At 62.3% G+C, this 26,599-nt stretch carries 23 protein-coding genes; 10 read left to right on the top strand and 13 right to left on the bottom strand.

The window, feature by feature from the left end:
* The first annotated feature begins 102 nt into the window (after positions 1–102).
* Both NKH30_RS02820 and NKH30_RS02815 read left to right on the top strand, forming a co-directional pair.
* Positions 103–582 carry a TadE family protein gene (locus NKH30_RS02820; protein WP_084641571.1) on the top strand — a complete coding sequence of 160 codons (480 nt, stop codon included), beginning with the start codon at positions 103–105 and terminating at the stop codon, positions 580–582.
* A 46-nt stretch (positions 583–628) separates the two neighbouring features.
* Positions 629–2,368: a pilus assembly protein TadG-related protein gene (locus NKH30_RS02815; RefSeq protein ID WP_352614960.1), complete on the top strand. Its 1,740-nt coding sequence runs from the start codon at positions 629–631 to the stop codon at positions 2,366–2,368.
* Between the two features lie 16 nt (positions 2,369–2,384).
* Here the strand turns inward: NKH30_RS02815 and bglA are convergent, their stop codons facing one another.
* From bglA to NKH30_RS02765, 10 genes are all read right to left on the bottom strand, one after another.
* Entirely contained in the window at positions 2,385–4,013 is a 1,629-nt protein-coding gene (gene bglA, locus NKH30_RS02810; RefSeq protein WP_352683818.1) for a beta-galactosidase BglA, read from the bottom strand.
* A complete protein-coding gene (gene glgX / locus NKH30_RS02805; RefSeq protein ID WP_352994125.1) occupies positions 4,003–6,036 on the bottom strand; it encodes a glycogen debranching protein GlgX in 2,034 nt (677 codons plus the stop codon). The genes bglA and glgX overlap by 11 nt, the downstream gene beginning before the upstream one ends.
* Entirely contained in the window at positions 6,036–7,664 is a 1,629-nt protein-coding gene (locus NKH30_RS02800; RefSeq protein ID WP_352470957.1) for an alpha-D-glucose phosphate-specific phosphoglucomutase, read from the bottom strand. The genes glgX and NKH30_RS02800 overlap by 1 nt, the downstream gene beginning before the upstream one ends.
* 3 nt (positions 7,665–7,667) lie before the next feature.
* Positions 7,668–9,113: a glycogen synthase GlgA gene (glgA, locus tag NKH30_RS02795; RefSeq protein WP_352770557.1), complete on the bottom strand. Its 1,446-nt coding sequence runs from the start codon at positions 9,111–9,113 to the stop codon at positions 7,668–7,670.
* A gap of 3 nt (positions 9,114–9,116) precedes the next feature.
* The gene (gene glgC, locus NKH30_RS02790) at positions 9,117–10,382 is read right to left on the bottom strand and encodes a glucose-1-phosphate adenylyltransferase (RefSeq protein ID WP_352490794.1); all 1,266 of its coding nucleotides are present in this window, start codon (positions 10,380–10,382) and stop codon (positions 9,117–9,119) included.
* 35 nt (positions 10,383–10,417) lie between these two features.
* Positions 10,418–12,631, bottom strand: coding sequence for a 1,4-alpha-glucan branching protein GlgB (gene glgB / locus NKH30_RS02785; RefSeq protein ID WP_352994122.1), 2,214 nt, complete (start codon positions 12,629–12,631; stop codon positions 10,418–10,420).
* Positions 12,632–12,777: 146 nt separating this feature from the next.
* Positions 12,778–15,246, bottom strand: coding sequence for a glycogen/starch/alpha-glucan phosphorylase (locus tag NKH30_RS02780; RefSeq protein ID WP_352927046.1), 2,469 nt, complete (start codon positions 15,244–15,246; stop codon positions 12,778–12,780).
* A 174-nt stretch (positions 15,247–15,420) separates the two neighbouring features.
* On the bottom strand, positions 15,421–16,206 hold the full coding sequence (locus NKH30_RS02775; protein WP_352994338.1) for an ATP-binding cassette domain-containing protein: 786 nt from the start codon (positions 16,204–16,206) through the stop codon (positions 15,421–15,423).
* A 2-nt stretch (positions 16,207–16,208) separates the two neighbouring features.
* Positions 16,209–17,270 (bottom strand): ABC transporter permease, encoded by a 1,062-nt coding sequence (locus NKH30_RS02770; RefSeq protein WP_352503463.1) that lies wholly within the window; start codon positions 17,268–17,270, stop codon positions 16,209–16,211.
* A 154-nt stretch (positions 17,271–17,424) separates the two neighbouring features.
* Positions 17,425–18,402, bottom strand: coding sequence for a sugar ABC transporter substrate-binding protein (locus NKH30_RS02765; RefSeq protein WP_502893787.1), 978 nt, complete (start codon positions 18,400–18,402; stop codon positions 17,425–17,427).
* A gap of 267 nt (positions 18,403–18,669) precedes the next feature.
* On the opposite strand from NKH30_RS02765, the gene NKH30_RS02760 reads away from it, so the two are divergent.
* From NKH30_RS02760 to NKH30_RS02735, 6 genes are all read left to right on the top strand, one after another.
* On the top strand, positions 18,670–19,899 hold the full coding sequence (locus tag NKH30_RS02760; RefSeq protein ID WP_352470950.1) for an ROK family transcriptional regulator: 1,230 nt from the start codon (positions 18,670–18,672) through the stop codon (positions 19,897–19,899).
* Between the two features lie 2 nt (positions 19,900–19,901).
* Positions 19,902–20,348: an RbsD/FucU family protein gene (locus NKH30_RS02755; protein WP_352470949.1), complete on the top strand. Its 447-nt coding sequence runs from the start codon at positions 19,902–19,904 to the stop codon at positions 20,346–20,348.
* Positions 20,345–21,268, top strand: a complete 924-nt coding sequence (locus NKH30_RS02750) for a carbohydrate kinase family protein (protein ID WP_352470948.1) — start codon at positions 20,345–20,347, stop codon at positions 21,266–21,268. Before NKH30_RS02755 ends, NKH30_RS02750 begins: the two co-directional genes overlap by 4 nt.
* A gap of 254 nt (positions 21,269–21,522) precedes the next feature.
* A complete protein-coding gene (locus NKH30_RS02745) occupies positions 21,523–22,665 on the top strand; it encodes a DegT/DnrJ/EryC1/StrS family aminotransferase (protein WP_352994119.1) in 1,143 nt (380 codons plus the stop codon).
* 18 nt (positions 22,666–22,683) lie between these two features.
* Positions 22,684–22,890: a hypothetical protein gene (locus NKH30_RS02740; RefSeq protein WP_352490787.1), complete on the top strand. Its 207-nt coding sequence runs from the start codon at positions 22,684–22,686 to the stop codon at positions 22,888–22,890.
* A 162-nt stretch (positions 22,891–23,052) separates the two neighbouring features.
* Positions 23,053–24,072: an LLM class flavin-dependent oxidoreductase gene (locus NKH30_RS02735; RefSeq protein WP_352994117.1), complete on the top strand. Its 1,020-nt coding sequence runs from the start codon at positions 23,053–23,055 to the stop codon at positions 24,070–24,072.
* A 38-nt stretch (positions 24,073–24,110) separates the two neighbouring features.
* Here the strand turns inward: NKH30_RS02735 and NKH30_RS02730 are convergent, their stop codons facing one another.
* The 3 genes from NKH30_RS02730 to NKH30_RS02720 form a co-directional block, all read right to left on the bottom strand.
* A complete protein-coding gene (locus NKH30_RS02730) occupies positions 24,111–24,593 on the bottom strand; it encodes an RES family NAD+ phosphorylase (protein WP_352994115.1) in 483 nt (160 codons plus the stop codon).
* Entirely contained in the window at positions 24,590–25,024 is a 435-nt protein-coding gene (locus NKH30_RS02725; RefSeq protein WP_352470943.1) for an antitoxin Xre-like helix-turn-helix domain-containing protein, read from the bottom strand. The genes NKH30_RS02730 and NKH30_RS02725 overlap by 4 nt, the downstream gene beginning before the upstream one ends.
* A gap of 69 nt (positions 25,025–25,093) precedes the next feature.
* On the bottom strand, positions 25,094–25,720 hold the full coding sequence (locus tag NKH30_RS02720) for a CDP-alcohol phosphatidyltransferase family protein (RefSeq protein WP_352470942.1): 627 nt from the start codon (positions 25,718–25,720) through the stop codon (positions 25,094–25,096).
* Here NKH30_RS02720 and NKH30_RS02715 point away from each other — a divergent pair.
* Together NKH30_RS02715 and NKH30_RS02710 are read left to right on the top strand one after the other, a co-directional pair.
* Positions 25,719–25,979, top strand: coding sequence for a hypothetical protein (locus NKH30_RS02715; protein WP_352614884.1), 261 nt, complete (start codon positions 25,719–25,721; stop codon positions 25,977–25,979). The two genes, NKH30_RS02720 and NKH30_RS02715, sit on opposite strands and share 2 nt — an antisense overlap.
* Before the next feature lie 51 nt (positions 25,980–26,030).
* A complete protein-coding gene (locus NKH30_RS02710; protein WP_352470940.1) occupies positions 26,031–26,543 on the top strand; it encodes a phosphatidylglycerophosphatase A family protein in 513 nt (170 codons plus the stop codon).
* Positions 26,544–26,599 lie beyond the last annotated feature (56 nt).

Genomic DNA, 26,599 nt, shown 5'->3' with positions numbered 1-26,599 from the left:
ATTTCAGTTTACCGGAATGTATTAATTGGTTCTTAGGCAACCAAGGGTTACAAATTTCGATGGAATCGGCACATCGACCTTGGGTTCCAACGGGCAAGGGCAATGAACAAGATAGACAGTAATACTGTCGCATTGAAGCGTAAAATATTGCGCCACATACGGACGAATCTACGCAAAATTGGAGAAGAGTCCGGAACTTCCGCGGTCGAGTTCGCCCTGCTTTCCCCAATCTTTATCCTTCTTTTGCTCGGAATGGTTGCGTATGGTATCTATTTTGGTGCAAGCAACTCCTTGCAGCAAATCGCCGCCGATGCCGCCCGCACCGCAATTGCCGGATTGAATCAAACCGAGCGCCAGGCGCTGGTGGCGAGTTTCGTCAAAAACAATGCCAGTGGATACCCGTTCGTCGATTCCGGCAAGCTGACCTATCAGGCGACGGACAGCACGGCCGACGGAAATCAGTTCGTCGTGTCGATCCAGTACGATGCCAGCAACCTGCCGATCTGGAACCTATTACCAAGCCTTGCGATGCCGCAAACCACGATGTCGCGCAGATCTACCATCAGGATTGGAGGCATTTGAAATGTCGCAGTTCTTGCTGAGGAGCATCGGGCGGATCGCTCGCTCGATGGTTGGCGACAAGAAGGCGAACTTTGCCGTCATGACGGCGCTGACAGCGCCATTCGCGCTGGGGCTGGCTGCCTTCGCTGTCGACGAAGGTTCGATCTACACGGAGCGCAGGGAAGCCCAGGCGATGACCGATCTGGCGGCGATCACCGCGGCGTCGAACATCAACAATATGGAAGCCGCGGCGGTAACCACGCTCAGTGACAACCGAATGCCCGGCATCATTGTTCAAAAGGCAGGTCAGACAATCGTTCCCACGGTTGGCAAAACCGTCGTGTCGGTCACCGGCGGCCGATACTCAGCGGCGTCCTCCGTTGGCGTCGACAAGCGCTTCGAAGCCGGTAAAACGCCTTACAACGCCGTTCGCGTCACCCTGCAAAAAATCCCCGCCCGGTATTTTGCCAGTTCGCTCATCCCTACTCCGGTTGTCGGCACCGAAGCCATTGCCAGCGTGACCCCGCAAGCGATGTTCTCGGTCGGGTCCAGGCTCCTCAGCGTCAATGGCGGCATCCTCAACGCGCTTCTCAGCAAGTTGCTGGGCGCCAACATTTCGCTCAGCGTCATGGACTACAACGCGCTGATCTCGGCCGATGTAAACGTGCTTTCGTTCGTCGATGCCCTTGCCGTACAGTTGCAACTGACAGGTGTCAGCTATTCCGACGTGCTGGCGTCAAAAGCGACGGTAGGCCAGATCGCGACCGCCATGGCCAATGCGTCCGGGTCGGGCAGCGCCAGCAAACTTGTGCTGCAGACGATCGCGTCGAGGGCCACCAACACGGTCAAGATACCCCTCAGTCATCTTATCGATCTTGGCTCGATCGGCAGGCTCGGCCTCGGACAAAAGTCTCCCGGCTTTTCCGTCGACGCAAGCGCGATGGGCATGCTGGGTGCCGCCGCCTCGCTGGCCAATGGCTCAAACCAGGTCCAGGTCGATCTCGGCGCCACTATTCCGGGACTTACCTCCACCACGCTCGCCATCGCCATCGGTGAACCGATGCAATACTCACCCTGGCTGGCCGTCGGGGAAAAAGGCACCGTGGTGCGCACCGCGCAGACGCGCATCAAGCTGGTCACCACAGTGGGCATCGGCAATTCCAATCTCGGCGGCGGCATCAGCCTGCTGTCCGTCAACCTGCCTCTGCATGTCGAAGTCGCCTATGCGGAAGCCAAGCTAACCGACATCAGCTGCCCGACGGGCCGGCCGGATAGCATCAAGGTTTCGATCGCCGCGCAGCCTGGCGTGGCCTCGCTGCACCTTGCCACCAGCGACGCCGACAACAACCCATCGGCCTTCGCCGATTTCAGCAATCCGCAATCGTTCTCCGATGCCACGATTGCCCAGGTGAGCGTGAAGCTTCTGCTGCTTACCCTCAATCTGCTCGATGTGAAGGGTTCTTCATCACTTGCCATCACCAACAACGATCCGACCACATTGACGTTCGACAGCACCGATATCGCCAACAAGACGATTAAAACTGTCACCACAAAAAACCTGACGCAATCACTCACGACATCGCTGGTCAGCGGCCTCTCGCTCTCGGTCAATGCACTGGGCCTCGGGCTGGACGTGACGGCCCTGCTCGGAACGGTTAAGCCGGCGGTGGTAACGGTTCTGAACGGCGTGACGGCGCCGGTCGACGAACTGGTCTATAACGTGCTTGCAGCTGTCGGCGTGCATGTCGGCGAGGCCGATGTGCGGGTTGTCGGCGCGACTTGCGGGCGCTCCGTGCTCGTTCAATGAGATAATGAAATAGAGCTCAGCCGATCCGGCCGAGGAAGCAGCCCAGCGGCGGCAGCGACAGCGTTCTTTCCTGCAAGACGCCGGCAGCACCGCCAAGGTCTATCGGCTCTATCGCTTCCAGATCCGGTGGCAATTGCCAGCCGGCCGGCTCGTCGGCGAAATTGAAGACACAGAGCAGCTTTTCGTCACCGCCTTCGCGAATGAAAGCAAGGACGTCGCCTTCGGCATCGAGGAACCGGATCGAGCCTCGAACCAGCGCCGGATGCTGCTTGCGCAAGGCCAGCATCGCACGGTAGCTCGCCAGGACGGAGGTTTGCTCGCCGTCCTGGACGTCGACCGCCTGGGCGCGATGGCTTGCCGGGACCGGAAGCCACGGCTTGCCCGTCGAAAAGCCGGCATCGTCGGCGCCAGCCTCCCAGACCATCGGCGTTCGGCACCCGTCCCGCCCCTTGATCCCCGGCCAGAAGCGGATGCCGAAAGGATCGCGCAAATCCTCGAACGCCAGTTCGGCCTCCTCCAGCCCGAGTTCTTCGCCCTGGTAGAGGCAGATCGATCCGCGCAGGCAGGAAAGCAGCACGATCGAGAATTTCGCCACCCTGTCCGGATCGCCGCCCGGCCTTTTCCATCGACTGACATGGCGCACGACATCGTGGTTGGAGAACGCCCAGCAAACCCAGCCGTCGAATACCTTACTCTCGAAGGCCTCGACACAGCCACGCACATGCGACGCCGAGAATTGCGGGCCGAGCAGGTCGAACGTGTAGGACATTTGGAGCTTGTCGCCACCGCCGGTATAGGCGGCGAGTGTCTGCAAGGAACGCGTTTCGTCGCCAATCTCGCCGACAGCGGCGCGGCCTTCATATTCGTCAAGCAAGGCCCGGAAGCGCCTGAGGAAGGCAAGGTTTTCCGGCTGGCTCTTGTCGAACAGATGCTCCTGATAGAGATAGGGGCTGGTTGCCGTATTGGTGCCGGCGACGCTTTCCGCCAAAGGCGGGTTGCTGCGCAGCCAGCGGTCGTGGACGTAATAGTTGACCGTATCCAGCCGGAAACCGTCGACGCCGCGCTCGAGCCAGAACCGCACCGTTTCCAGCAAGGCGTCCTGCACCTTTGGGTTGTGGAAATTCAGGTCCGGCTGCGAGGCGAGGAAATTGTGCAGGTAATATTGCCTGCGCGTTGCGTCCCATTCCCAGGCCGGGCCGCCGAAAAGCGACAGCCAGTTGTTGGGGGCGGTGCCGTCGGGCTTCGCATCGGCCCAGACGTACCAGTCGGCCTTGGGGTTGTCGTGGCTCGTGCGGCTTTCGACGAACCATTCGTGCCGATCCGACGAATGCGACAAGACCTGATCGATGATCACCTTCAGGCCGAGCCGGTGCGCCTCCGCAATCAGTGCGTCGAAATCCTCTAATGTGCCGAACATCGGATCGACGGCGCAGTAATCCGAAACGTCGTAACCCATATCGGCCATTGGCGACTTGAAAAAAGGCGACAGCCAAACGGCGTCGGCACCGAGCGATGCGACATGGGCCAGCCTCGAGGTGATGCCGCTGAGATCGCCGCTGCCGTCGCCTGTCGTGTCCTGGAAGGAGCGCGGGTAGATCTGGTAGATGACGCAGCCGCGCCACCATTCGGCATTGTCAGCCATCATGGCTCTCCCCTGCGCCCGCACACGCTGTCCTGCTTTCGATCATGAACAGGACTGTTCGCCCAGGCACCGGCCGCGAGATATCGCTACTATCCGGTTCGATAGCTGGGCGCCAATGAAAACCCGCCCGTTCCGGCAGCGTGAACATGCAGGCCCGGCGGTCGCCATTGATGACCACCGCAAGGCGACTGTTCTCACCGCTACCGAGAACCATGACCAGCCGGTGCCGCCTGGCATCGTCCCAGGCTGCCTCTTCGAACGGCACGCCGGTTTCCGTCAGCCAGGCTACGTCTGGGATTTCCGAACCCGCAGGCTGTTCTCCGGTCAGGAATGCTGTGTCCAAGAGCGCCGGCACGGCGCGACGCATCCTGGCGAGCAGAGCCGTATGATGCTCGAGCGCCAGGTCGCGCCCGGCCCAGTCGAGCCAGGTGATGTCATTGTCCTGCGCGTAGGCGTTGTTGTTGCCGCGCTGCGTGCGGCCGAACTCGTCGCCGGCCGTCAGCATGATCGTGCCGCGCGAGGCAAAGAGCGTCGCCAGCAGCGCGCGCTGGTCATCGAAACGGGCCGTAACGATTGACTGGTCGCTGGTCTCGCCCTCGACGCCATCGTTCCAGGACAGGTTGTCGTCGTGACCATCGCGGTTCAGTTCGCCATTGGCCTCGTTGTGCTTGTGCCCATAAGCGACGATATCGGCCAGCGTCATGCCGTCATGCGCGGCGATGAAGTTGATGCTGCGGCTCGTTGTCTGGCCTGCTTTGGCAAAGACGTCGGACGAACCGGCAAGCCGCGTCGCCAGGGCACCGATCATGCCGCCGTCGCCGCGCCAGAAGCGGCGGATATCGTCGCGGTATTTGTCGTTCCATTCGAGGAAGGGCGGCGGAAAATTGCCGAGCTGATAGCCATCCGGTCCGATATCCCAAGGCTCGGCGATCAGCACCCGGTCGCCAAGAACAGGGTCGTTGCGAATGGCGTTCAGCAGCGGCGCATCGGCGTCGAAAACGCCGTCGACGCGGCCGAGGATCGGCGCCAGGTCGAAGCGGAATCCGTCGACACCGGCGCGCTGGACAAAGTGGCGAAGCGTGTGGAGGACCATTTCCCGGACGACCGGATGCTCGCAGGCGAGCGTATTGCCGGTTCCGGTGTCATTGACCAGAGCGCCGTCCGGCTCGTGCCGATAATAGGCGCGGCTGTCGAGCCCGCGCAGCGACAATGTCGGGCCGAGCCGGTCGCTTTCGCCGGTGTGGTTGAACACCAGGTCGAGAATGGTGCCGATGCCGGCCTCGCGCAGCGCGGCGACCGTTCCGCGCAACTCGGCCAGACCGCCGGGCGCCAGTCGCGGATCGAGCGCCATGAAGGTCACGGGATTATAACCCCAGGCGTTGCGCAGACCGAGCGGCGGTAAATGCCGTTCGTCGATCGATGCAGTCACCGGCATCAACTCAATGGCTGCCACGCCGAGTTTTTGCAGATGCTCGACAACGAGGGGGTGAGCGAGCGCTGCAGTGGTGCCGCGTTGCTTCTCGGGAATGTCGGGATGCAGCTTTGTGAAGGCGCGTACCGGCACTTCGTAGATAAGGCCGCCGGGCCGAAACAGCGGCGGCAAGGCGGGCAAGGGTTCCGGCAAGGCGCCGGCGATGGCTTTCGGCATCAGCGGCGCAGTGTCGGCCCCCTCGCCTCGGCGCGCGGCGAGCCGGCCGTCATAGGCATAGGGCCTGTCGATCTCGACGGCATAGGGATCGGCCAGCAGCTTGTCGGGATCGAACCAGAGACCGTGTTCCGGCGCGTAGTCGCCATCGGCGCGGAACCCGTATCGGGTCCCGGCGGCGAGACCGGCAACAAAAAGTGCATGGACGCCCTCGTCTTCCGACTGGAGTTCCAGCCGGTCGACTTCGCGGTTGCCGTGTTCGTCGAAAATCGAAACCCAGATGCGCCGAGCCGACGAGGACCATGCGGCGAAGCGGATACCGCCCTCCCCGGCAAGCCCGCCAAATCGCGGACGATAGCCGGCGGATAGTCCCGACGACATCAGGTGATGACGCTCGGCTTGGCGCGGCCGGTATGGCTGCGAATCCCGGCAATGTCGTCGGCCGCCGCGATCAGATCGGCAAGCGCCTCCTGGGTGTCGAGATCGTGGCGGTTCTTGTCCGGCTCGTAGCGCTCGACATAAAGCCGCAGCGTCGCGCCCGAGGTGCCGGTGCCGGACAGGCGGAAGACGACGCGTGAGCCGCCTTCGAACAACACCCTGATGCCCTGGTTCTTGCTGACCGAGCCGTCGACCGGATCGTGATAGGCGAAATCATCAGCGCTGGCGATCGTCATGCCGCGCACGCGGGTGCCAGGCAGCGAGCCGAGCTTGGCGCGCAACTCGCCGACAAGCGCGTTGGCACGATCGGTCTCGACCTCCTCGTAGTCGTGGCGCGAATAATAGTTACGGCCATAGGCCGTCCAATGCTGGGTGACAATCTGCTTGGCGCTTTCGCCGCGAACGGCAAGGATGTTGAGCCATAAAAGCACAGCCCACAGGCCGTCCTTTTCGCGGACATGGTTGGAGCCGGTCCCCGCACTCTCCTCGCCACAGATCGTTGCCATGCCGGCATCGAGCAGATTGCCGAAAAATTTCCAGCCGGTCGGCGTCTCGTAGATGCCGATGCCGAGCTTTTCGGCGACCCGGTCGGCAGCACCGCTGGTCGGCATCGAGCGGGCGATGCCTTTCAGCCCCGCCTTGTAGCCCGGCGCCAGATGGGCGTTGGCGGCGAGCATCGCCACCGAATCCGACGGGGTGATGAAAATTCCCTTGCCGATAATCAGGTTGCGGTCGCCATCGCCATCCGAGGCGGCGCCAAAGTCTGGCGCATCCGGCCCCATCATCTCGTCGTAGAGGTGTTTTGCGTGCACCAGATTGGGATCGGGATGATGGCCGCCGAAATCCGGCAGCGGAATGAAATTGCGGGCGGTGCCGTTGGGCGCGCCGAGCCGGTTTTCGAGGATCTCCTTGGCGTAGGGGCCGGTCACCGCATGCATGGCGTCGAAGCGCATGCGGAAGCCCGACCTGAACAGCGCCCGCAATGCGTCGAAATCGAACAGGCTTTCCATCAGTTCGGCATAGTCGGCGACAGGATCGATGATTTCGACGGTCATGTCCCCCGTCTTGACCGTGCCGATCGTGTCGATGTCGACCTGCCCGATATCGGCGATCTTGAAGCTTGAAATCGCCTTGGTTTTTTCGAAGATCGCGTCGGTCAGCTTTTCCGGCGCCGGGCCGCCATTGCCGGCATTGTACTTGATGCCGAAATCCTCATGCGGGCCACCCGGATTGTGGCTGGCCGACAGGATGATGCCGCCAAAGGTCTCGTATTTGCGGATGACATGCGAAGCGGCCGGCGTCGACAAGATGCCGCCCTGCCCGACCATCACCTTGCCGAAGCCGTTTGCCGCGGCCATGGCGATGGCCTTCTGGATGACCTCGCGGTTATAGAAGCGGCCGTCGCCGCCGATCACCAGGGTTTTGCCCTCGAACCCGTCCAGCGCGTCGAAGATCGACTGGATGAAGTTCTCGGCATAGTGCTCCTGCTGGAACACCGGGACCTTTTTACGCAGCCCGGACGTGCCGGGCTTCTGGTCGGGATAGGGTTTGGTGGCGACGGTGCGGATCATCAGTCAGGCAGCCCTTTTCGAAAGCAGCAAGCGATAGAGTTGGACATATTTTTCGGCGCTTTTGTCCCACGAAACGTCGGCCTTCATGCCTTGCCGCTGCATCGACGTCCACACTGCGGGATTGGCATGCGCCTCGACAAGGCGGCGGACGGCGTGCAGCAAGGCGCCGGCATTGGCGGGCGCAAACTGGAAACCGGTCGCCACGCCGGCAGAGATGGCGGCTTCGTTGGCATCGATGATCGTGTCGGCAAGGCCGCCGGTGCGCGCGACGACCGGCACGCAGCCATAGCGCAGGCCGTAAAGCTGTGTCAGCCCGCAAGGTTCGAAGCGCGATGGGATAATGATTGCGTCGCAGCCGCCCTGCATGGTGTGGGAGAGTCCCTCGTCATAGCCGACGACGACGCCGATGCGGCCGCGATGGCGGGCTGCGGCGGCAAGCAACGCGCCTTCCAGCCCAGCGTCGCCGGAGCCGAGGATCGCCAGCCGTGCACCTGCCGCGACGATGCCGTCGATGGCCGCAGCCAGTATGTCCATGCCCTTTTGCCAGGTCAGCCGGCTGACGACGCAGACGATCGGACTGTCATCGCGATCGAGGCTGAAACGGTCCTCGACCGCGGCCTTGTTGGGCATTCGCGCCTTGAGCGTCTTTGCGGTGTAGTTGGAGACCAGATGCTTGTCGGTTTCCGGGTTCCAGATCTCGGTATCGATGCCGTTGACGATGCCATGGAGATCGACGGAGCGCATGTTGATCAGGCCGTCGAGGCCCATGCCGAATTCGGGCAAGCGGATTTCCTGCGCATAGGTCGGGCTGACCGTGGTGATCGCCCACGCCGCCTGCAGGCCGGCCTTGAGGAAGCCGACGCCGCCGTAATATTCGACGCCGTCGAGCGCCATCGCCGCCGCCGGCAGGCCAAGCTCGCCAAAGATGCCGGCGCCGAACTGGCCTTGGAAGGCTAGGTTGTGCACGGTGATCATCGACGGCGTGCCGACCGCCTTGCCGTAGCGCATGTAGGCAAGCGTCATTGCCGACTGCCAGTCATGGGCATGGACGATATCGGGCAGGTAGCCCGAGATCGCGCCGCCGGCAATATCACCGCCTACCTGGCTCAAGGCCGCGAACCGCCGCCAATTGTCCGGCCAGTCGGCGCCTGTCGCGTTGCCGTATGGGCCGCCGGGACGGTCGAAAAGATGCGGCGCGTCAAGCACGAACAGGTCGAGCCCGGCGATCTGGGCGGCATACACCGAAGCCTTGCCGCCCTGCAGCAATGGATATTGCTGAACCGGCTTCTTTTTCCTGAAGGCGCCCATCACCTGAGGATAGCCGGGGACGAGCGTGCGCATGGTGACGCCCTTGCCGGCCAATGCCACGGGCAAGGCGCCGGTCACGTCGGCGAGCCCGCCCGTCTTGACCAGCGGAAAGATCTCGGGCGCCACCGACAGAACCTGCATGCACTACGATCCCAGCCTGTTGATCATGTCCTGCGTGACGAGGCAGATGCCTTTTTCCGAAACGCGGAAACGCTTGGCGTCGAGGACGGGATCCTCGCCGACCACCAGACCCTCCGGGATCCTGACGCCGTGATCGATGACCACGCGCTTCAGCCTGGCGTTGCGGCCGACATGGACGTCCGGCAGCATGACGACCTCCTCCAGCGTCGAATAGGAATTGATGCGCGCGCCGGTGAAGATCAGGCTTCGCTTCAGCGAAGCGCCCGAAACGATGCAATCGCCCGACACGAGAGACGACACGGCCGACCCGCGGCGGCCATCCTCGTCATGCACGAATTTTGCCGGCGGCTTCAACTCGGCATAGGTCCAGATCGGCCAATCGCGGTCGTAAAGGTCGAGTTCCGGCGTGATGTCGGTCAGGTCGATATTGGCCTCCCAATAGGCGTCGACCGTGCCGACGTCGCGCCAATAGGCCTCGTTCTCGGCGGTCGAGCGCACGCAGGATTTGGCAAAACGATGGGCGATCGCCTTTCCGTGCTCGACGATGTAGGGGATGATGTCCTTGCCGAAGTCGCGGCTCGAGCCGGGCTCCGCCGCATCGCGACGCAATTGCTCCATCAGGAATTTGGTCTTGAACACATAGATGCCCATCGAGGCCAGCGCGAAATCCGGTTTGTCGGGAATGCCCGGCGGATCGGCGGGCTTTTCGATGAAGGAGATGATGGTGTCCTTGGGATCGACATGCATGACGCCGAAGCCGGTGGCTTCCATGCGTGGCACTTCGAGGCAGCCGACGGTGACGTCGGCGCCGGCCTCGACATGCTGGCGCAGCATCATTTCGTAGTCCATCTTGTAGATGTGGTCGCCGGCTAGGATGACCATGTATTCCGGCCCGTAGGCCTCGATGATGTCGATGTTCTGGTAAACGGCGTCGGCCGTGCCCTCATACCATTGCGTTTCCGATACACGCTGGCTGGCAGGCAGGATGTCGAAACTCTCGTTGCGCTCGGGCCGCAGGAAGTTCCAGCCGCGCTGCAGATGGCGGATCAGCGAATGCGCCTTGTACTGGGTGGCGACGCCGAGGCGGCGGATACCGGAATTGAGCGCATTGGAGAGCGCGAAATCGATGATGCGGGTCTTGCCGCCAAAATAGACCGCCGGCTTGGCGCGGCGGTCGGTCAGTTCCTTGAGCCGGCTGCCACGGCCGCCTGCCAGCACATAAGCCATGGCGTCGCGTGCCAGCGGCTGTGTTCGTTTTATTTCAGCCATTCCTATCCTCCCAGGTTAGATGCTCCAGACATAGCTCAGTCCGGGACGAATTCGAGCATGATCGTCGACAGCGGCGGCAAAAGCATCGTCGCCGAAATGCCTCCTCCTTCCGCCCGAGCCTCGACGACGCCGCTATTGCCCTTGCCGGAACCGCCATAATCCGTGGCATCGGTGTTGATGATCTCGCGCCATTTTCCGGCGTGCGGCAACGGCACGCGGTAATTGTCGCGCGGCACCGGCGTGAAGTTGGAAATGACGGCGACCGGGTTGCCGCCCGGCGCGCTGCGCAGCCAGGCAAATACCGAGTTCGCGCTGTCGTCGACGATCAGCCAGGAAAAGCCCTCCGGCTCGCAGTCGCGGGCATGCAGCGCGGGGCGCGAGCGGTAGAGATAGTTGAGATCGCGCACCGTCTGCCAGACGCCGCGGTGGAGCCGGAAATCGAGCAGGTTCCAGTCGAGCGCGCGCGCCTCGCTCCACTCGCGGCGCTGTGCGAACTCTTGGCCCATGAACAACAGCTTCTTGCCGGGATAACCCCACATGAAGGCGTAATAGGCGCGCAGCGTCGCGAATTTCTGCCAGTCGTCGCCGGCCATCTTGTTGAGCAGCGTGCCCTTGCCGTGCACCACCTCATCATGGGACAGCGGCAGCACGAAATTCTCGCTGAAAGCGTAGACCAGGCCGAAGGTGATGTCGTTGTGGTGATGCTTGCGGAAGATCGGCTCCTTGGAGAAATACTCCAAAGTGTCATGCATGAAGCCCATGTTCCATTTGAAACCGAAGCCCAGTCCGCCTTCATGCACCGGCTGCGAGACTTTCGGCCACGAGGTCGATTCCTCGGCGATGGTCATCACACCTGGATGGTGGCCGTAGACCTCCTTGTTCATACGCTGCAGGAAGCTGACCGCTTCGAGGTTCTCCCGGCCGCCCTTCTCGTTGGGAATCCATTCACCGGCCTTGCGCGAATAATCGAGATAAAGCATCGAGGCGACCGCATCGACGCGCAGTCCGTCGACGTGATATTTCTCGGCCCAGAACAGCGCATTGTTGACCAGGAACGAAATCACTTCGCGGCGGCCGAAATTGTAGATCGCTGTGTTCCAGTCGGGATGGAAGCCCTTGCGCGGATCGGCATGTTCGTAGAGCGCGGTACCGTCGAACTTTGCCAGACCGTGTTCGTCAACCGGGAAATGCGCCGGCACCCAGTCGAGGATGACGCCGATCCCGGCGCGGTGGGCGCCGTCGACGAAGCGGGCAAAACCGTCCGGATCGCCAAAGCGGGCAGTCGGCGCATAAAGACCCGTCGTCTGGTAGCCCCAGGACGGGTCATAAGGGTGTTCGGAGATCGGCATGAATTCGATGTGGGTAAAACCGGTCTCGACCACGTAAGGGATCAGCCTGTCGGCGAGCTCGTCCCACGACAAGAAGCTGCCGTCGTCGTGAAGCCGCCATGACCCGGCATGGACCTCGTAGATCGATACGGCTTCGCGCCTGTGGTCGGCATTGCGCCAGTAGTTCCGGTGCGCCTCGTCGCCCCATTCGTGCGCCGGCGGCAGCGCCGTCACCGAGGCGGTGGCCGGGCGCAGTTCGGACTTGAAGGCGAACGGATCGGCTTTGAGCGGCAATCTCACGCCATCCGGCCCGATGATTTCATACTTATACGGGCGGCCAGCGCCAATGTCGGGAATGAACAGCTCCCAGATGCCGGTATCGCGGCGGACGCGCATGGTATGCCTGCGGCCATCCCACTCGTTGAAGTCGCCGACCACCGAGACGCGCCTTGCATTGGGCGCCCACACCGCAAAATGCACACCCGATGCACCTTCATGGTCGATGAGATGGGCGCCGAGCTTGTCGAACAGCCTGAGATGCGACCCTTCGGCGATGTAATAATCGTCCAGCGGGCCGAGCACGGGACCGAAGGAATATGGATCGGTCAGCCACCAGTCACCGCCGGAATTCCTGGCGTGATAGCGCAGCGGCTGGCGTTTGCGCAGCGACAGTTTGCCTTGGAAGAAACCGCTGTCGTCGCGTCTCGACAGCTCGCCGGCCTTCTTGCCGGTCAGCGTATAGGCGGTGACGAACTCGGCATAAGGGACGAAGCAGCGGGCGACAAAGCCCTTTCCCGCCTCATGCACGCCAAGCACGGCAAACGGATCGCCGTGGGTGCCGGCGACAATCGCCGCGACATCGCCGGCTGGCGCCAGTCCGTCCGGCCCGTTTGTCGCAACGGTCGCGCGCGGCTTGCTCATCAGGCAGTGACCCTCCCCGGGCACCAAGTGTATGTTTCTAGTGGAGTTTTGAATTCGACATTCGCCATGCCGCCTTACCCTCCAAGGGATGCGAGGGTCAAATCACTCCACTAGGGCCACATTGTTCGTAGTCTCATGCAATCACATCAGGCGGGCACGTGCCAGATGTCTTTCGCATATTGGCGGATCGTGCGGTCGGACGAGAACCAGCCGACGCGCGCGACATTGCGGATGGCTCTGGCGTACCAGTCCGGGCTGTTGCGCCAGACGGCATCGACGTCGCGCTGGGTGGCGGCGTAGGCATCGAAATCCGCGGCGACCATGAACCAGTCGCTCTGGTAAAGACCGTTGATCAGGTCGCGATAACGGTCCGGATCGTCAGGTGAAAAGACTCCGGATGAAACCGCGGCCAGCGCCTGCGCCAATTCAGGCGATCCCTCGATCACAGCGCGCGGATCGTAACCATTGTTGCGCCGCTCGGCGACCTCATCGGTGGTCAGGCCGAAGATGAAGATATTATCGTCGCCCACGCATTCCTTGATCTCGACATTGGCGCCGTCGAGCGTGCCGATGGTCAGCGCGCCGTTCAGCGCGAACTTCATGTTGCCGGTGCCGGACGCTTCCATGCCGGCGGTCGATATCTGCTCCGAAAGATCGGCGGCCGGCATCATGATCTCGGCCAGGCTGACATTGTAGTTCGGCACGAATACCACTTTCAGCAAGCCGCGCACCGCCGGGTCGCGGTTGATGACCCGGGCGACGTCATTGGCAAGTTTGATGATCAGCTTGGCGTTGTGATAGCTGGGCGCCGCCTTGCCGCCGAAGAATTTGACGCGAGGCATCCAGTCGCGCTCCGGATGCGAGCGGATCTGGTCGTAAAGCGCGACCGCTTCGAGAATGTTCAAGAGTTGGCGCTTGTATTCGTGGATGCGCTTGACCTGGATGTCGAACAGCGCCGATGGGTCGACCTTGATGCCGAGCCGGTCGGCAACGAGCTTGGCAAGCCTCATCTTGTTCGCCCGTTTGACGGCGGCGAACTTGTCGCGGAAGGCTGCGTCCTCAGCGAAAGGATCAAGCCGCTTTATCTCGTCGATGTCGTCGAGGAAGCCGTCGCCAATCGCCTCTCGGGTGAGTGCAGTGAGGCCGGGATTGCACTGTATCAGCCAGCGCCGCGGTGTGATCCCGTTGGTCTTGTTGTTGATGCGATCCGGGTAGAGCCTGTGGAGGTCGGCAAACACCGTCTCCTTCATCAATTCCGTATGCAGTGCCGAGACGCCGTTGATCGAGTGCGAGCCGACAAAGGCCAGATTGCCCATACGCACGCGGCGATCGCCATTTTCCTGGATCAGCGAGATGCGGCTGATCTGCTCGTCCGAGAACTGGTCGGAGGCGCGCGCCTCGAGCAGCACCTCGGCGTTGATGGCGTAGACGATCTGCATGTGGCGCGGCAACAGCCGCTCGAACAGCGGCACGGGCCAGCTTTCCAGCGCTTCGGGAAGGAGCGTGTGGTTGGTGTAGCCGAAAGTGCGCTTGGTGATGCTCCAGGCCTGGTCGAAATCCATGCCGTGGACATCCATCAATAGGCGCATCAACTCGGGGACGGCGATGGCCGGATGGGTGTCGTTAAGATGGATCGCCGCCTTGTCGGGCAGCGATTGCAGGTCGCCATACTGGCTGAGATGACGCTGGACGATGTCCTGCAGCGAGGCGGTGGAGAAGAAATACTCCTGCCTGAGCCGCAACTCCTGGCCGGCCTTGTGGGAATCGGCCGGGTAAAGGACGCGCGACAACGCATCGGCCTTGTTGCTTTCGGCGAGCGCACCGATGTGATCGCCGGCATTGAACTTGTCGAGCAGGATCGGGTCGACCGGCATGCCGGACCACAGACGCAGCGTGTTGACGCGGTTGGCCCGCCAGCCAACCACCGGCGTATCGTAGGCAACGGCCAGAACATGTTCGGTCGGCTTCCAGACGTGCCGCTCGAGCCTGCCGTCCTTCGAGGTGATCGATTCCACCGAGCCGCCGAAGCCGACCTCGAAGGAGCGTTCGCGGCGCTCGAACTCCCAGGGATTGCCGTGATCGAGCCACGTCTCGGGCAGCTCCACCTGCCAGCCGTCATGGATCTCCTGCCGAAACATGCCGTTGGCGTAGCGGATGCCGTAGCCATGCGCGGGGATATTGACGGTCGCCATGCTTTCCATGAAGCAGGCGGCGAGTCGGCCAAGACCGCCATTGCCAAGGGCAGCGTCCGGTTCGAGCGTTGCAATGATGTCGAGGTCGACGCCAAGCGACGACAGCGCCTCGCGCATATTGTCCATCAGGCCGAGATTGGAGAAGGCATCGCGCATCAGGCGGCCGATGAGGAATTCCAGTGACAGGTAGTAGACGCGCTTTTCCTGCTGGGCGTAGGCCTCTTGGGTCGCCTGCATCCAGTGATCGACTATGCGGTCGCGTACAACCTTGATCGAGGCGGTGAGCCAATCGTACTGGGTTGCAACGTTGGTGCCCTTGCCGACCCTGTATTTGAGGGCTTGCAAGACTTCCTCGGCGAGCGTCTTGGGATCCGGGTTTTTGAGCGTGGGCAGAGGAGCTTCGGTTGTCATCGCGCGCGTCATGCTGCCTCTCGTGACGTTGCCAGGATCATGCGGCTTTCACCATCTCTGCCAATGCTAGTACATCCCACCGGATGTTCAATCGATTCAGGTGATCGCAAGCCGGGTTGCCCTGCGGCAATTTGGCATTTGGAAACAGCGCGTTTGGGACCTCCGCGACGGGCCGCAAGTTCTTGCTCAGGCCGCCGCCAGCGCCGCTTCCGGCGGCACCTTGGCGCCGGTCATGAAGGCGACCGCGTCGGACATCGTATACTGCTTCGGATCGATGACGCAGAGGCGACGGCCGAGCCGGTGAATGTGGATGCGGTCCGCCACCTCGAAAACATGCGGCATGTTGTGTGAAATCAGCACGATCGGCAGGCCACGTCGTTTGACGTCGAGGATCAGTTCGAGCACGCGGCGGCTCTCCTTGACGCCGAGTGCCGCCGTCGGCTCATCCATGATGACCATCTTCGAGCCGAAGGCGGCGGCGCGGGCCACCGCCACGCCTTGGCGCTGGCCGCCCGAAAGCGTTTCCACCGCCTGGCTGATGTTCTGGATCGTCATCAGGCCAAGTTCGGTGAGCTTGTCGCGGGCGCGCTTTTCCATCGCCGGGCGGTCGAGCATGCGCAGCCATTCGCCGAGGAACCCCGGCTTGCGGATCTCCCGGCCGAGGAACATGTTGTCGGCGATGGACAGCGCCGGCGACAGAGCCAGGTTCTGATAGACTGTTTCGATGCCGGCCTCCCGTGCCTCCATCGGCGACTTGAACGCAACGGGCTTGCCTTCAAGTCGTATCTCACCTTCGTCGGGCACGACCGCGCCGGAAATCGCCTTGATAAGCGACGACTTGCCGGCGCCGTTGTCGCCAATGACGGCAAGGATTTCGCCCGGATAGAGGTCGAAATCGGCGTTGTCGAGGGCGGTGACGCGGCCATAGCGCTTGACCAGACCGCGCGCGATGAGGATGGGTTCCTGGGTCATGGCTATGCCGAAACCTTTCTGATCCATTGATCGATCGCCACGGCGCCGATGATCAGCACGCCGGTGAGCAGCACCTTCCACTGCGGATCGGCGCCCAGCATGTTGAGGCCCATCGAGACGACGCCGACGATCATGGCGCCGAACAGCGTGCCGAGGATCGAGCCGCGCCCGCCGAACAGAGAAATACCGCCGATCACCGTCGCGGTGATGGCCTGAAGATTGTAGTCGGTGACAGCGGCGGAAGGAGAGATCGAGCCATTGCGGCCGATGGAGACCCAAGCTGCGAAGGCGGCGATCAGCCCGGCAAGGGCATAGACGGTCATCAGCACCTTCTTCGTCTGGATGCCCGACAGTTTCGCAGCCTCCTGATCGTCGCCGACCGCGTAGACATGGCGGCCCCATGCGGTGTGGTTGAGCACGTACCAGAGGACCAACACGAGAACGACCATGGCAATGACGCCAAGCGTCAGCACGGCCGTGCCGACCTTAAAGCTCAGGGCAAACAGGTGCAGCAGAGGCGCCTGGACGTCGACGTCGGTGTCGCGGATCGTCTCATTGGCCGAATAGATGAAGTTGGTGGCCATGACAATGTTCCAGGTGCCGAGCGTCACGATGAAGGGCGGTAGCTTCATGTAGGCGACCAGCACACCGTTGAGCAGGCCGCACGCGCCACCGGCGAGAAGCCCGATCGCCACCGCGAGCACGGCCGGCATACCGTAGCTGACCGCGCAATTGCCCATGATCACAGCCGAAATCACCATGATCACGCCAATCGACAGGTCGATGCCGGCAGTCAGGATCACCAGCGTCTGTGCGGCGCCCAGAATGCCGACAATGGCGATCTGCTGAAGGATCAGCGTCAGCGTATAGGATGAAAAAAAACGCCCGCCGATGGTGATACCAAAAATAATGATAGCCAGAACCAACACGATAAGCGGCACCGCTGCCGGCGTGGAATGCAGGAAATGCTGGGCACGCTTGACGGCCGATTTATGGTCGTCGAACGCGGCGACGCTTGTGTCGCTGCTCGATAGAACTTTTTCGAATTCTTGTGCTTGAGCCATGTTTCCTCCCCTGGGCTTCGGCCAACCGCCGACGCCATCCACGCCTTCCGGTCTGCCGCCGGCACTATTTGCGTTTAGATCGGCACATCGTCCACCCGGAGCGGCCGGGGATCAAGCCCCGGCCGATCGCGATCTGTTGCCGGTCAGGCCAGGCTCAACCCCAGCACTTGGCGAGGCCTTCCTTGGTGTCGATGGACTTCACACCGTTGGCGGGCTTGTCGGTGACAAGATTGACGCCGGTATCGAAGAAGTTCTTGCCTTCGGTCGGCTTCGGCTTCGTCCCGTCCTTGGCGAAAGTGGCGATCGCCTCGATGCCGAGCGCCGCCATTTGCAGCGGATATTGCTGCGAGGTAGCGCCGATCACGCCTTCGGTCACCGATTTCACGCCGGGGCAGCCACCGTCGACCGAGACGATCAGCACCTGGCTTTCGAGACCGACGGCCTTCAGCGCCTGGTAGGCGCCGACAGCTGCGGGCTCGTTGATGGTGTGGATGACGTTGATGGTGTTATCCTTCTGCAGAAGGTTCTCCATCGCCTTGCGACCACCCTCTTCATTGCCGTTCGTCACGTCGTGGCCAACGATGCGCGGATCGTCCTCGTCGCCGATCTTGTTGGGGTCCTTCACGTCTATGCCGTAGCCCATCATGAAACCCTGGTCGCGCAGCACATCCACCGTGGGCTGCGACGGCGTCAGGTCGAGGAAGCCGATCTTGGCATCCTTGGCCTTATCGCCAAGCGTCGCGGCGGCCCATGCGCCGATCAGCTTGCCGGCTTCCAGATTGTCGGTCGCGAAGGTCGCGTCAGCCGCATCGATCGGATCAAGCGGGGTGTCGAGCGCGATCACCAACAGCCCGGCGTCCCGCGCTTTCTTCACGGTCGGCACGATACCCTTGGTGTCGGACGCGGTGATGAGGATACCCTTGGCCCCGTCGGCGATACAGCTCTCGATTGCAGCCACCTGGCTCTCGCTGTCGCCGTCGATCTTGCCGGCGTAAGTCTTGAGATCGACGCCAAGCTCCTTGGCCTTGGCCGCCGCACCTTCCTTCATCTTGACGAAGAAGGGATTGGTGTCGGTCTTGGTGATCAAGCAGGCGCCGACCCCGGCGGCCGATGCCGTCGACGCAAAGGCCATCAGGCTCAGTCCGGCCGCGGCAAACACGGTGGATTTCAACAGTTTTGACGTGGTCACGATTTTCCTCCCATGGAACCATTTAGGATGCCGGCCAACCGGCATCTGCAGCGCGTCCGACGAAATCTCCCAGTGTCGGCGCCGACCTCAAGAGACACCAGTCCGGCAGCACTGTCAATAATTAAATCACTCTTATTTATTATTGACAACGCAGGATTGTTCACTCACTCTAGACCAAAAGCATTGAGGGGAAACGACGGGAGGAACAGGGTGGAGACCGGCATTACGAGGCACGGCTCGCCCGATGCGGCCGAAAGCCGCCTGCACCGCGGCACCAATCAAAGCGGCATGCGGGACCACAATGAGCGGCTGGTGCTGTCGCTGGTGCGCCAGCACGGCAGCCTGGCCAAATCCGACATCGCACGTATGACCGGCCTTTCGGCGCAGACAGTGTCGGTCATCATGCGCGAGCTGGAGGAGGACGACCTGCTCGTCCGCCAGGCGCCGTTGCGCGGCAAGATCGGCCAGCCCTCGATACCCATGGCGCTCAATCCCGACGGCGCCTATTTCATCGGCCTGAAGATCGGCCGCCGCAGCGCCGAATTGGTGCTGATCGATTTCCTCGGCAGTGTGCGCTCGATGCTGCAGCATTCCTACCGCTATCCGGCGCCGCGCGAAACGGTGGAATTCGTCACAAGCGGCATGAAGAAGATGCGCGGCGAACTCACCCCGGCGCAGGATAAACGCATTGCCGGGCTTGGCATCGCCATGCCGTTCGAATTGTGGAACTGGGCCGACACCGCCGGCGCGCCGCGTGAAATCATGGACGAATGGCGCCATCGCGACATCCGCGCCGATATCCAGGCGCAATGCGAATTTCCAGTCTATCTGCAGAACGACGCCACCTCGGCCTGCGGCGCCGAGCTCGTGTTCGGCCACGCGGCGGGTGCGGCACGCGATTTCGTCTATTTCTATATCGGTGCCTTTGCCGGCGGCGGCATCGTGCTGAACGGCCGGTTGTTTGGTGGCCCAACCGGCAATGCCGGCGCGCTGGGCTCGATGCCGGTGCCAGGGCCGGACGGCAAGCCGACGCAGTTGATCGACGTGGCGTCGATCGCCATGCTGGAAAAGGCGCTCAACGCGCGCGGCATCGAGGCCTCGCATCTGTGGACATCACCGGGGGACTGGGGCGAGATCGGCGCCGAGCTTGACGACTGGATCGCCAGCGCCTCGCAGGCGCTTGCCTATGCCATCGTTTCGGCCTCCTCCGTCATTGACTTCGATGCCGCGGTGATCGACGGATGGATGCCGCTTGCCGTGCGCAGGCGGCTTGTCGATGCCGTTATCCAGGCCATCGGCCGGATCGACGGCGAAGGCCTGAGGCTGCCGGCCGTTCGCGAGGGAACCGTCGGCATCCATGCGCGGGCGCTGGGTGGCGCCAGCCTGCCGCTGTCGGAGCGCTTCCTCATCGGCTCGACCACGATTTCCCGGAGCTTCTGAGCATGCTGATCGGCATCCCGGCGCTGCTCGGCCCCGAGCTTCTGGCGATATTGCGCGCCATGGGCCATGGCGACGAGATCGCCTTGGTCGACGGCAACTACCCGGCCGAGCAGCAGGCACAGCGGCTGGTCCGCGCCGACGGTCATCATCTCGTCCCCGTGCTCGATGCGGTATTGAGCGTATTGCCGGTCGACGACGCCGTGCCGCAGGCGCTGTTTCGCGCCTCGGCCAAAGGCGATCCCCTGCTCGCCGATCCGGTTCACTATGAGATGGAAGCGATCTGCGCCAGGCGTGCGCCGGGCCGCAAGGTGGTTGCGCTTGCCGGTGCCGACTTCTATGCACGGGTCAAGGCCGCGCACGCGATCGTCGCGACTAGCGAGCCGCGGCTTTATGCCAACATCATCATTCGCAAGGGCGTGATCTATCCGCCGGAAAGCAAGACTTCATGATCCTCTGCTGCGGCGAAGCCCTGATCGACATGCTGCCGCGGACCACGACGGAGGGCGAGCCGGCCTTTGCCCCCTATGTCGGCGGTGCCGTCTTCAACTCGGCCATTGCGCTAGGCCGGCTCGGCGCGCCCGCTGCCTTTTTCTCCGGCCTGTCGTCGGATCTGTTCGGCGGGCAGTTCAGGGAGGCGCTGGGGAACAGCAAGGTCAGCTCGACCTATGCGCACACTTCGCCGCGGCCGACCACGCTCGCCTTCGTGCGGCTCACCAACGGCCAAGCGACCTACACCTTCTATGACGAGAACACCGCCGGGCGCATGCTGACCATCGAGGACCTGCCGGAACTCGGCAGCGAGATCGAGGCCATGCTGTTCGGCGCCATCAGCCTGATCTCGGAGCCGGCCGGATCGGCCTATGAGGAGTTCATGCGGCGCGAACATGAGCGCCGCGTGATGATGCTCGACCCCAACATCCGGCCAAACTTCATTCCCGACAAGGCCAAGCACCTCAGGCGCATCCGCGGCATGATGGCGATGGCCGACATCGTGAAACTGTCGGACGAGGATTTGAACTGGTTCGGCGAAGCCGGCTCGCATGAAGACGTCGTCCGTAACTGGCTGGATCGCGGCCCAAAGCTGATCGTGGTCACCCACGGCAGCGAAGGCGCGGTCGGTTACAGCAGCCAGCACCGGGTCACCGTCGTGCCGGACAAGGTCGAGGTGGTCGATACGGTCGGAGCCGGCGACACATTCAATGCCGGCATTCTTGCCTCCTTGCATGAACAGGGTCTGCTGTCGAAGACGGCAATCGCCAGTTTGCCGGAAGACGCCATCCACAAGGCGCTGACGCTTGGCGCCAAGGCCGCGGCGGTGACGGTATCGCGGGCCGGCGCCAACCCGCCATGGCGGCATGAAATCGCCTGACCGGCTGGTGCGCAGCCCATGGACTGCTCACCGGCGATCACTTTATGTTTCGTCCAGCCTGGCGGGCGGGGTGCGAAGCCTGTAACAGGCCGGCCGAAGCCCGGATTTCCACGCCTTTAAGAGGCCAGATCGGAAATCAGAGGTAACAGGCTGCGACACTTGAGCAATTCAGGGTTTTTGCCCTGCGGCTTTCTCGGCCGTACCAAGTCTGCTACCAGCGGCCGGTTATCTGACTAAAACCGTTTGAGGCCGACATGCAGTTCATCGATCTTGGCGCGCAGCGCGAACGCATCCGCGACAGGCTGAAAGCGGCAATAGACCGGGTTGTCGACGAAGGCCGCTATATTCTCGGACCGCAGGTCACCGAATTCGAAAACAAGCTCGCCGCCTATATCGGCATCAAGCACGTGGTCGCTTGCGCCAACGGCACCGATGCGCTGCTGCTGCCGCTGTTTGCCGCCGGCATCGGCCCGGGCGACGCGGTGTTCGTGCCGAGCTTCACCTTCGCCGCCACGGCCGAAGTGGTGGCGCTGACCAAGGCCGAACCGGTGTTCGTCGATGTCGATGCCGACAGCTACAATATCGACATCGCCAGCCTCGAGGCGGCAATTGCCATGATCAAGGCGGAGGGCCGGCTGAGGCCGAAGGCAATCATTCCCGTCGACCTGTTCGGCCTCGCCGCCGATTACGAGGCGATCATGGCCATCGCCGATCGCGAAGGCCTGATGGTCATCGAGGATGCGGCGCAGGCGACCGGCGGCTCGGCTGACGGCAAGATGTGCGGCTCGTTCGGCACCGTCGGCTCGACCAGCTTCTATCCGGCAAAGCCGCTCGGCTGCTATGGCGACGGCGGTGCGATGTTCACCAATGACGATGCGCTGGCCGAACAGCTGCGCTCGTTCGCCTTTCACGGAAAGGGCGAAACGCAATATGACAATGTCCGCGTCGGCATCAATTCACGGCTCGACACGCTTCAGGCGGCGATCCTGATAGAGAAGCTGGCCATCCTCGAGGACGAGATGGTGGCGCGGCAAGCGGTCGCCAATCGCTATGCCGAAGGTCTCGGCGATATCGTCAAGGCGGCGCGCAATCTGGGCGGCGGCCGCTCGGCCTGGGCGCAATACGCCATCGAAACGCCGAAACGGGACGGGCTCAAGGCACATCTCGGTGAAAAGGGCATTCCGTCGGTCATCTACTATGTGAAACCGCTGCACAGCCAGATTGCCTATCGCGATTATCCGCGCACGCTGACCGGCCTTGCCGTTTCGGAAGAGCTGCCGAAGCGCATCCTGTGCCTGCCAATGCATCCCTATCTGAGCGAGGCTGACCAGGACCGGATCATCGAAACGATCCGAAACTATATCGGCTCGAATTCGGCGCATGTAGCGGCGGCATAAATTCGAAAGCTTCGAAGCATGGTCGCGGAATACATCGACGAGTTCATCATGTTCTGCGCCGGGTTGTGGATGGCTGGCGTCGGCTTCGGATTTCTCGCGGACCCGTTCCAAGCTCGCCCCGGCCAGCAGCAAGCATGGTGGACCAACTTTGGGACTCGCTTCAAATGGATGGGACCGCTGTTGATCCTCATCGCGATAGCGCTCGCATTCGCGGCACCTTCCTAGGCTGGCGTCCGACGGCAGCTCGGCACGGTCGGCCATCGTTGATCAACAACCGCCGATTCAAGCTTTGCGCGTCAAGGCAGGCGGTCATCGGCACCGATTTTGCGATGCTTTGCTGCGCGCCGCAGCATAGTCTGCACCTGGCTCCCCTTTAGGCTGGTTCTCATGAAGAAGATTGGTTTCCTCTCGTTCGGGCACTGGACGCCCTCGCCGCAATCGCAGACGCGGACGGCATCCGACGCGCTTTTGCAGTCCGTCGAGTTGGCGGTCGCGGCCGAGGAGCTGGGTGCGGACGGCGCGTATTTCCGCGTGCATCACTTCGCCCGCCAGCTCGCCTCGCCCTTCCCGCTGCTGGCGGCGGTCGGCGCAAAGACCAGCCGAATCGAGATCGGCACGGCGGTGATCGACATGCGCTATGAGAACCCGCTCTACATGGCCGAGGACGCCGGCGCCGCCGACCTAATCGCCGGAGGGCGTCTGCAGCTGGGCATCAGCCGAGGCTCGCCGGAGCAGGTGATCGAGGGATGGCGCTACTTCGGCTACGCCCCGCAAGAGGGCGAGAGCGATGCCGACATGGCCCGTAGACACACCGGAGTGCTGCTCGAAGTGTTGCTGGGCAAAGGCTTTGCGCAGCCCAACCCGCGGCCGATGTTTCCCAACCCGCCTGGCCTGCTTCGCGTCGAGCCGCACTCGGAGGGCCTGCGCGAGCGCATCTGGTGGGGCGCCGCCACAAACGCCACCGCCGAATGGGCGGCGAAACTGGGGATGAACCTGCAGAGCTCCACGCTCAAATTCGATGAAGGCGGAAAGCCGTTTCACGTCCAGCAGGCCGAACAGATCCGGGCTTTTCGTGAGGCCTGGAAGGCGGCCGGACACACGCGCGAGCCGCGGGTGTCGGTGAGCCGGAGCATTTTTGCGCTGGTCGACGATCGCGACCGAGCCTATTTCGGCGGCAACCAGAGCGGAGATCATTTCGGTTACATCGAGGCAGACAGACGCGCGGTGTTCGGCCGCTCCTATGCCGCCGAACCGGACGTCCTGATCGAGGAGCTAAAGGGCGACGAAGCCATCGCCGAGGCCGATACGCTGCTGCTTACCGTCCCCAACCAGCTCGGCGTCGAGTACAATGTCCATGCCATCGAGGCGATCCTGACCCATGTCGCTCCAGGCTTGAGTTGGCGCTGACGGGTTGTGTTAAGTAGGAACCTGCCTCTCTGCCCGGCTCAGGAGCCAAACAGGCGGCTATCCCAGTATACGGGTTGATGCAGGCTGGCCGTGATCAGGGAAAACTCCGGATGTGCCGGATTGATCAACACGTTGTTGTCGGGGCGAGCCACGACGCTTGGCACGATCAGGATCGTGCTGCGGCGCTCGACACACCATGTCTCACCGAATTCCTTGCTCACCGTTGCCGGCATCATATCCCATCCGGGCAACGACGGCTGAGAAAAGAGTTCGTAGCTCAGCCCGCGCGGAAGCATGATCTGGACGTAAGGCTGGTTGGGCGGCAGTCTGCCGCTGCCGTGCACCAGCTTTTCCAGCAAGGCCGTTGAATAATGCTCGCTGGTGTAGATCAACGGGCTGCCGAGCGTGTTCCAGCGGCCAGGCGCTATCGTCGAGCCCGTCGCGTCGAAGATCGGATATGTGCCGGCTGGATCGCCGATCCTGAAGCACTGCAGCATGCGATCGAGTATCTGTGCCGTCAAGCAGCGGTGCCGTACTTCAGGCCTGCAAGGATATCGAGCACCAGTTCGGCGCCGATCTCGCTTTGAATGACCACGTCGATCGGGCGTCGGTCTTCCAGCATGGGATGAGACCGAAACAGAAAGTCACGAGCCTCACCTTCGATCTGCCAAACGTCGAGGGCCAGGTTCCATAGGCGCGCCACCCGCGCCACCCGCATGCCCTCTTCCGAAGAGAGTCGGAGAGCACCTCTCTTGCGGCGCTCATAAGTTGCCTTTGGGACGAGGCGATATTTGAATTGCGTATCGGCCGGTGCCAGCAATTGTGAGACGCGTTCAAGCGCACCCAACGGCAATCCGTCTTCGATTCGAGCCATCAGCCCGAATGGCGACCGTGCAGCCGTCTCCTTGGGCGGCAGCCCCAGCACATCGGCTATATTTCCAAATGCCAACATCGCCGCTCTCCATTCATGTGAAGCATTGCATAGCCTCAGGTGAGGCCAAGTGCAAGCATCCCCGTAGTCTCACGGCTGCTTCCCGTCGGCTCGTTTCAGCATCGCAAATGCGCGACTGATCCGTTGCAGGGCTGTGGCGTTGGCCAGCACTGCGTACAGCGCGAACCCACCCGCCAGAATCCAGGGCGAAGCCGCGCCCATCGCGGTCGCGACTCCGTCGGCGGCGAGCAGCACGCAAATGAACACCAGACGTTCCATCCGCTCGAAGAAATCCGGCCAACCGTGGTTTTTCACAGGGATTTCCAGCGCCGTCCGCGCCTTGGCGTAACTGGTGAGGATCCCGCCCGCGAATGCGAACATTGCGATCGCCCACAGATCGGCAACCCAGCCGATAGCCGCAAAGACGGCCAATTCCTGATAGCGGTCGACGACGGCGTCGAAATAGCCACCGGCCTTGGTGCTCATATTTGTCCGGCGGGCGACCGCACCGTCCAGCGCATCGAAGCTGAAGGCAAACGCCAGGCAAAGGCCAAAGGCAAGACTTGAATGATGAAACGCGTAGGCGGCCGAAGACAAAGCCACGAGCACCAGCCCGCTGGCCGTAACCTGGTTCGGCGTCATGCCGATCCCGATCAGCGGAGAGGCGGCCTGCTCCCATAGCGGGTCGATGCGACTTTTCATGAGACCGGCGATCATGGCGGCTCCTCTGATGATGTCGGTTGACGGAGCTTTACCAGCAATTTGCGGGTTTGTTCCACCGTCGCCACCGTTTCGGTTGGCCAATGCGGGCCGAGACCGGGCCCAGCAACGTTCTCAACTTGCCGCAAAAATGATCTCGTTTGGCGAATGGGGCCGGCGGATTAAGGTACTCGCCGAGCTGGCGGCGAAACAGAACTTCCAGTCGCTGCGACAGCTGCCCGACAGCATTTTCACGGTTTGGGCGATGCCCTTGTGAGGTGGTGCAAATCGAACAGCAGTCTGGCGGCAGCACCCGAACGATGTGACTATGATCGCTTGCGATCCGTGGGAAGCCGGCCGAAAATCGATGCATAAGTTTCCACCCAAGTTCGCCTACCTGCTCGCGACCTCTGTCGGCGCGGGATTATCTCCAATATGGCCGGGCACGGCCGGCGCAATGGTTGGAGTGGCTGTTGCCGCGGCTCTGATACCCGCATCACCTTGGCTGACGGTGCTTGCCTACGTGGCCCTGTTCGCCGTCGGCGTATGGGCGTCATCGTATGTTATCTCCCGTACCGGGACGGAGGATCCGCAGATCGTCGTCATTGATGAGACCTTCGGCGCGGCCCTAACCCTTTCCATGCTGCCCCTCGATCCGCTCTGGTGGGCAGCAGGCTTCCTTGCTTTCCGGTTTTTCGACGTCGTCAAGCCTTGGCCCATCCGTATCGCACATGACAAGGTAAGGGGTGGGGCCGGTATCATGGTGGACGATGCGGCTGCGGCTGTGGCCGCCGGGGTGCTGCTGCTCCTGCTGAACGGATTGATTGACCATTTGCCGTAATGGCGGCATTCGGCCTCACGGCCAAAGGCCAGCACGATGGTCCATGCTAGTTTAGC

The organism is Mesorhizobium sp. M1273, assembly GCF_040318195.1.
In the GTDB taxonomy this organism is placed as follows: Bacteria; Pseudomonadota; Alphaproteobacteria; order Rhizobiales; family Rhizobiaceae; genus Mesorhizobium.
This window is presented reverse-complemented; position numbering and strand designations above follow the sequence as displayed.

Bases quoted from the DNA above. Each gene is read 5' to 3' on its own strand.
- NKH30_RS02820 (WP_084641571.1), top strand. From the start codon at position 103: ATGAACAAGATAGACAGTAATACTGTCGCATTGAAGCGTAAAATATTG.
- NKH30_RS02815 (WP_352614960.1), top strand. From the start codon at position 629: ATGGTTGGCGACAAGAAGGCGAACTTTGCCGTCATGACGGCGCTGACA.
- bglA (WP_352683818.1), bottom strand. From the start codon at position 4,013: ATGATGGCTGACAATGCCGAATGGTGGCGCGGCTGCGTCATCTACCAG.
- glgX (WP_352994125.1), bottom strand. From the start codon at position 6,036: ATGTCGTCGGGACTATCCGCCGGCTATCGTCCGCGATTTGGCGGGCTT.
- NKH30_RS02800 (WP_352470957.1), bottom strand. From the start codon at position 7,664: ATGATCCGCACCGTCGCCACCAAACCCTATCCCGACCAGAAGCCCGGC.
- glgA (WP_352770557.1), bottom strand. From the start codon at position 9,113: ATGCAGGTTCTGTCGGTGGCGCCCGAGATCTTTCCGCTGGTCAAGACG.
- glgC (WP_352490794.1), bottom strand. From the start codon at position 10,382: ATGGCTGAAATAAAACGAACACAGCCGCTGGCACGCGACGCCATGGCT.
- glgB (WP_352994122.1), bottom strand. From the start codon at position 12,631: ATGAGCAAGCCGCGCGCGACCGTTGCGACAAACGGGCCGGACGGACTG.
- NKH30_RS02780 (WP_352927046.1), bottom strand. From the start codon at position 15,246: ATGACGCGCGCGATGACAACCGAAGCTCCTCTGCCCACGCTCAAAAAC.
- NKH30_RS02775 (WP_352994338.1), bottom strand. From the start codon at position 16,206: ATGACCCAGGAACCCATCCTCATCGCGCGCGGTCTGGTCAAGCGCTAT.
- NKH30_RS02770 (WP_352503463.1), bottom strand. From the start codon at position 17,270: ATGGCTCAAGCACAAGAATTCGAAAAAGTTCTATCGAGCAGCGACACA.
- NKH30_RS02765 (WP_502893787.1), bottom strand. From the start codon at position 18,402: ATGGCCTTTGCGTCGACGGCATCGGCCGCCGGGGTCGGCGCCTGCTTG.
- NKH30_RS02755 (WP_352470949.1), top strand. From the start codon at position 19,902: ATGCTGATCGGCATCCCGGCGCTGCTCGGCCCCGAGCTTCTGGCGATA.
- NKH30_RS02750 (WP_352470948.1), top strand. From the start codon at position 20,345: ATGATCCTCTGCTGCGGCGAAGCCCTGATCGACATGCTGCCGCGGACC.
- NKH30_RS02745 (WP_352994119.1), top strand. From the start codon at position 21,523: ATGCAGTTCATCGATCTTGGCGCGCAGCGCGAACGCATCCGCGACAGG.
- NKH30_RS02740 (WP_352490787.1), top strand. From the start codon at position 22,684: ATGGTCGCGGAATACATCGACGAGTTCATCATGTTCTGCGCCGGGTTG.
- NKH30_RS02735 (WP_352994117.1), top strand. From the start codon at position 23,053: ATGAAGAAGATTGGTTTCCTCTCGTTCGGGCACTGGACGCCCTCGCCG.
- NKH30_RS02725 (WP_352470943.1), bottom strand. From the start codon at position 25,024: ATGTTGGCATTTGGAAATATAGCCGATGTGCTGGGGCTGCCGCCCAAG.
- NKH30_RS02715 (WP_352614884.1), top strand. From the start codon at position 25,719: ATGGCGGCTCCTCTGATGATGTCGGTTGACGGAGCTTTACCAGCAATT.
- NKH30_RS02720 (WP_352470942.1), bottom strand. From the start codon at position 25,720: ATGATCGCCGGTCTCATGAAAAGTCGCATCGACCCGCTATGGGAGCAG.
- NKH30_RS02710 (WP_352470940.1), top strand. From the start codon at position 26,031: ATGATCGCTTGCGATCCGTGGGAAGCCGGCCGAAAATCGATGCATAAG.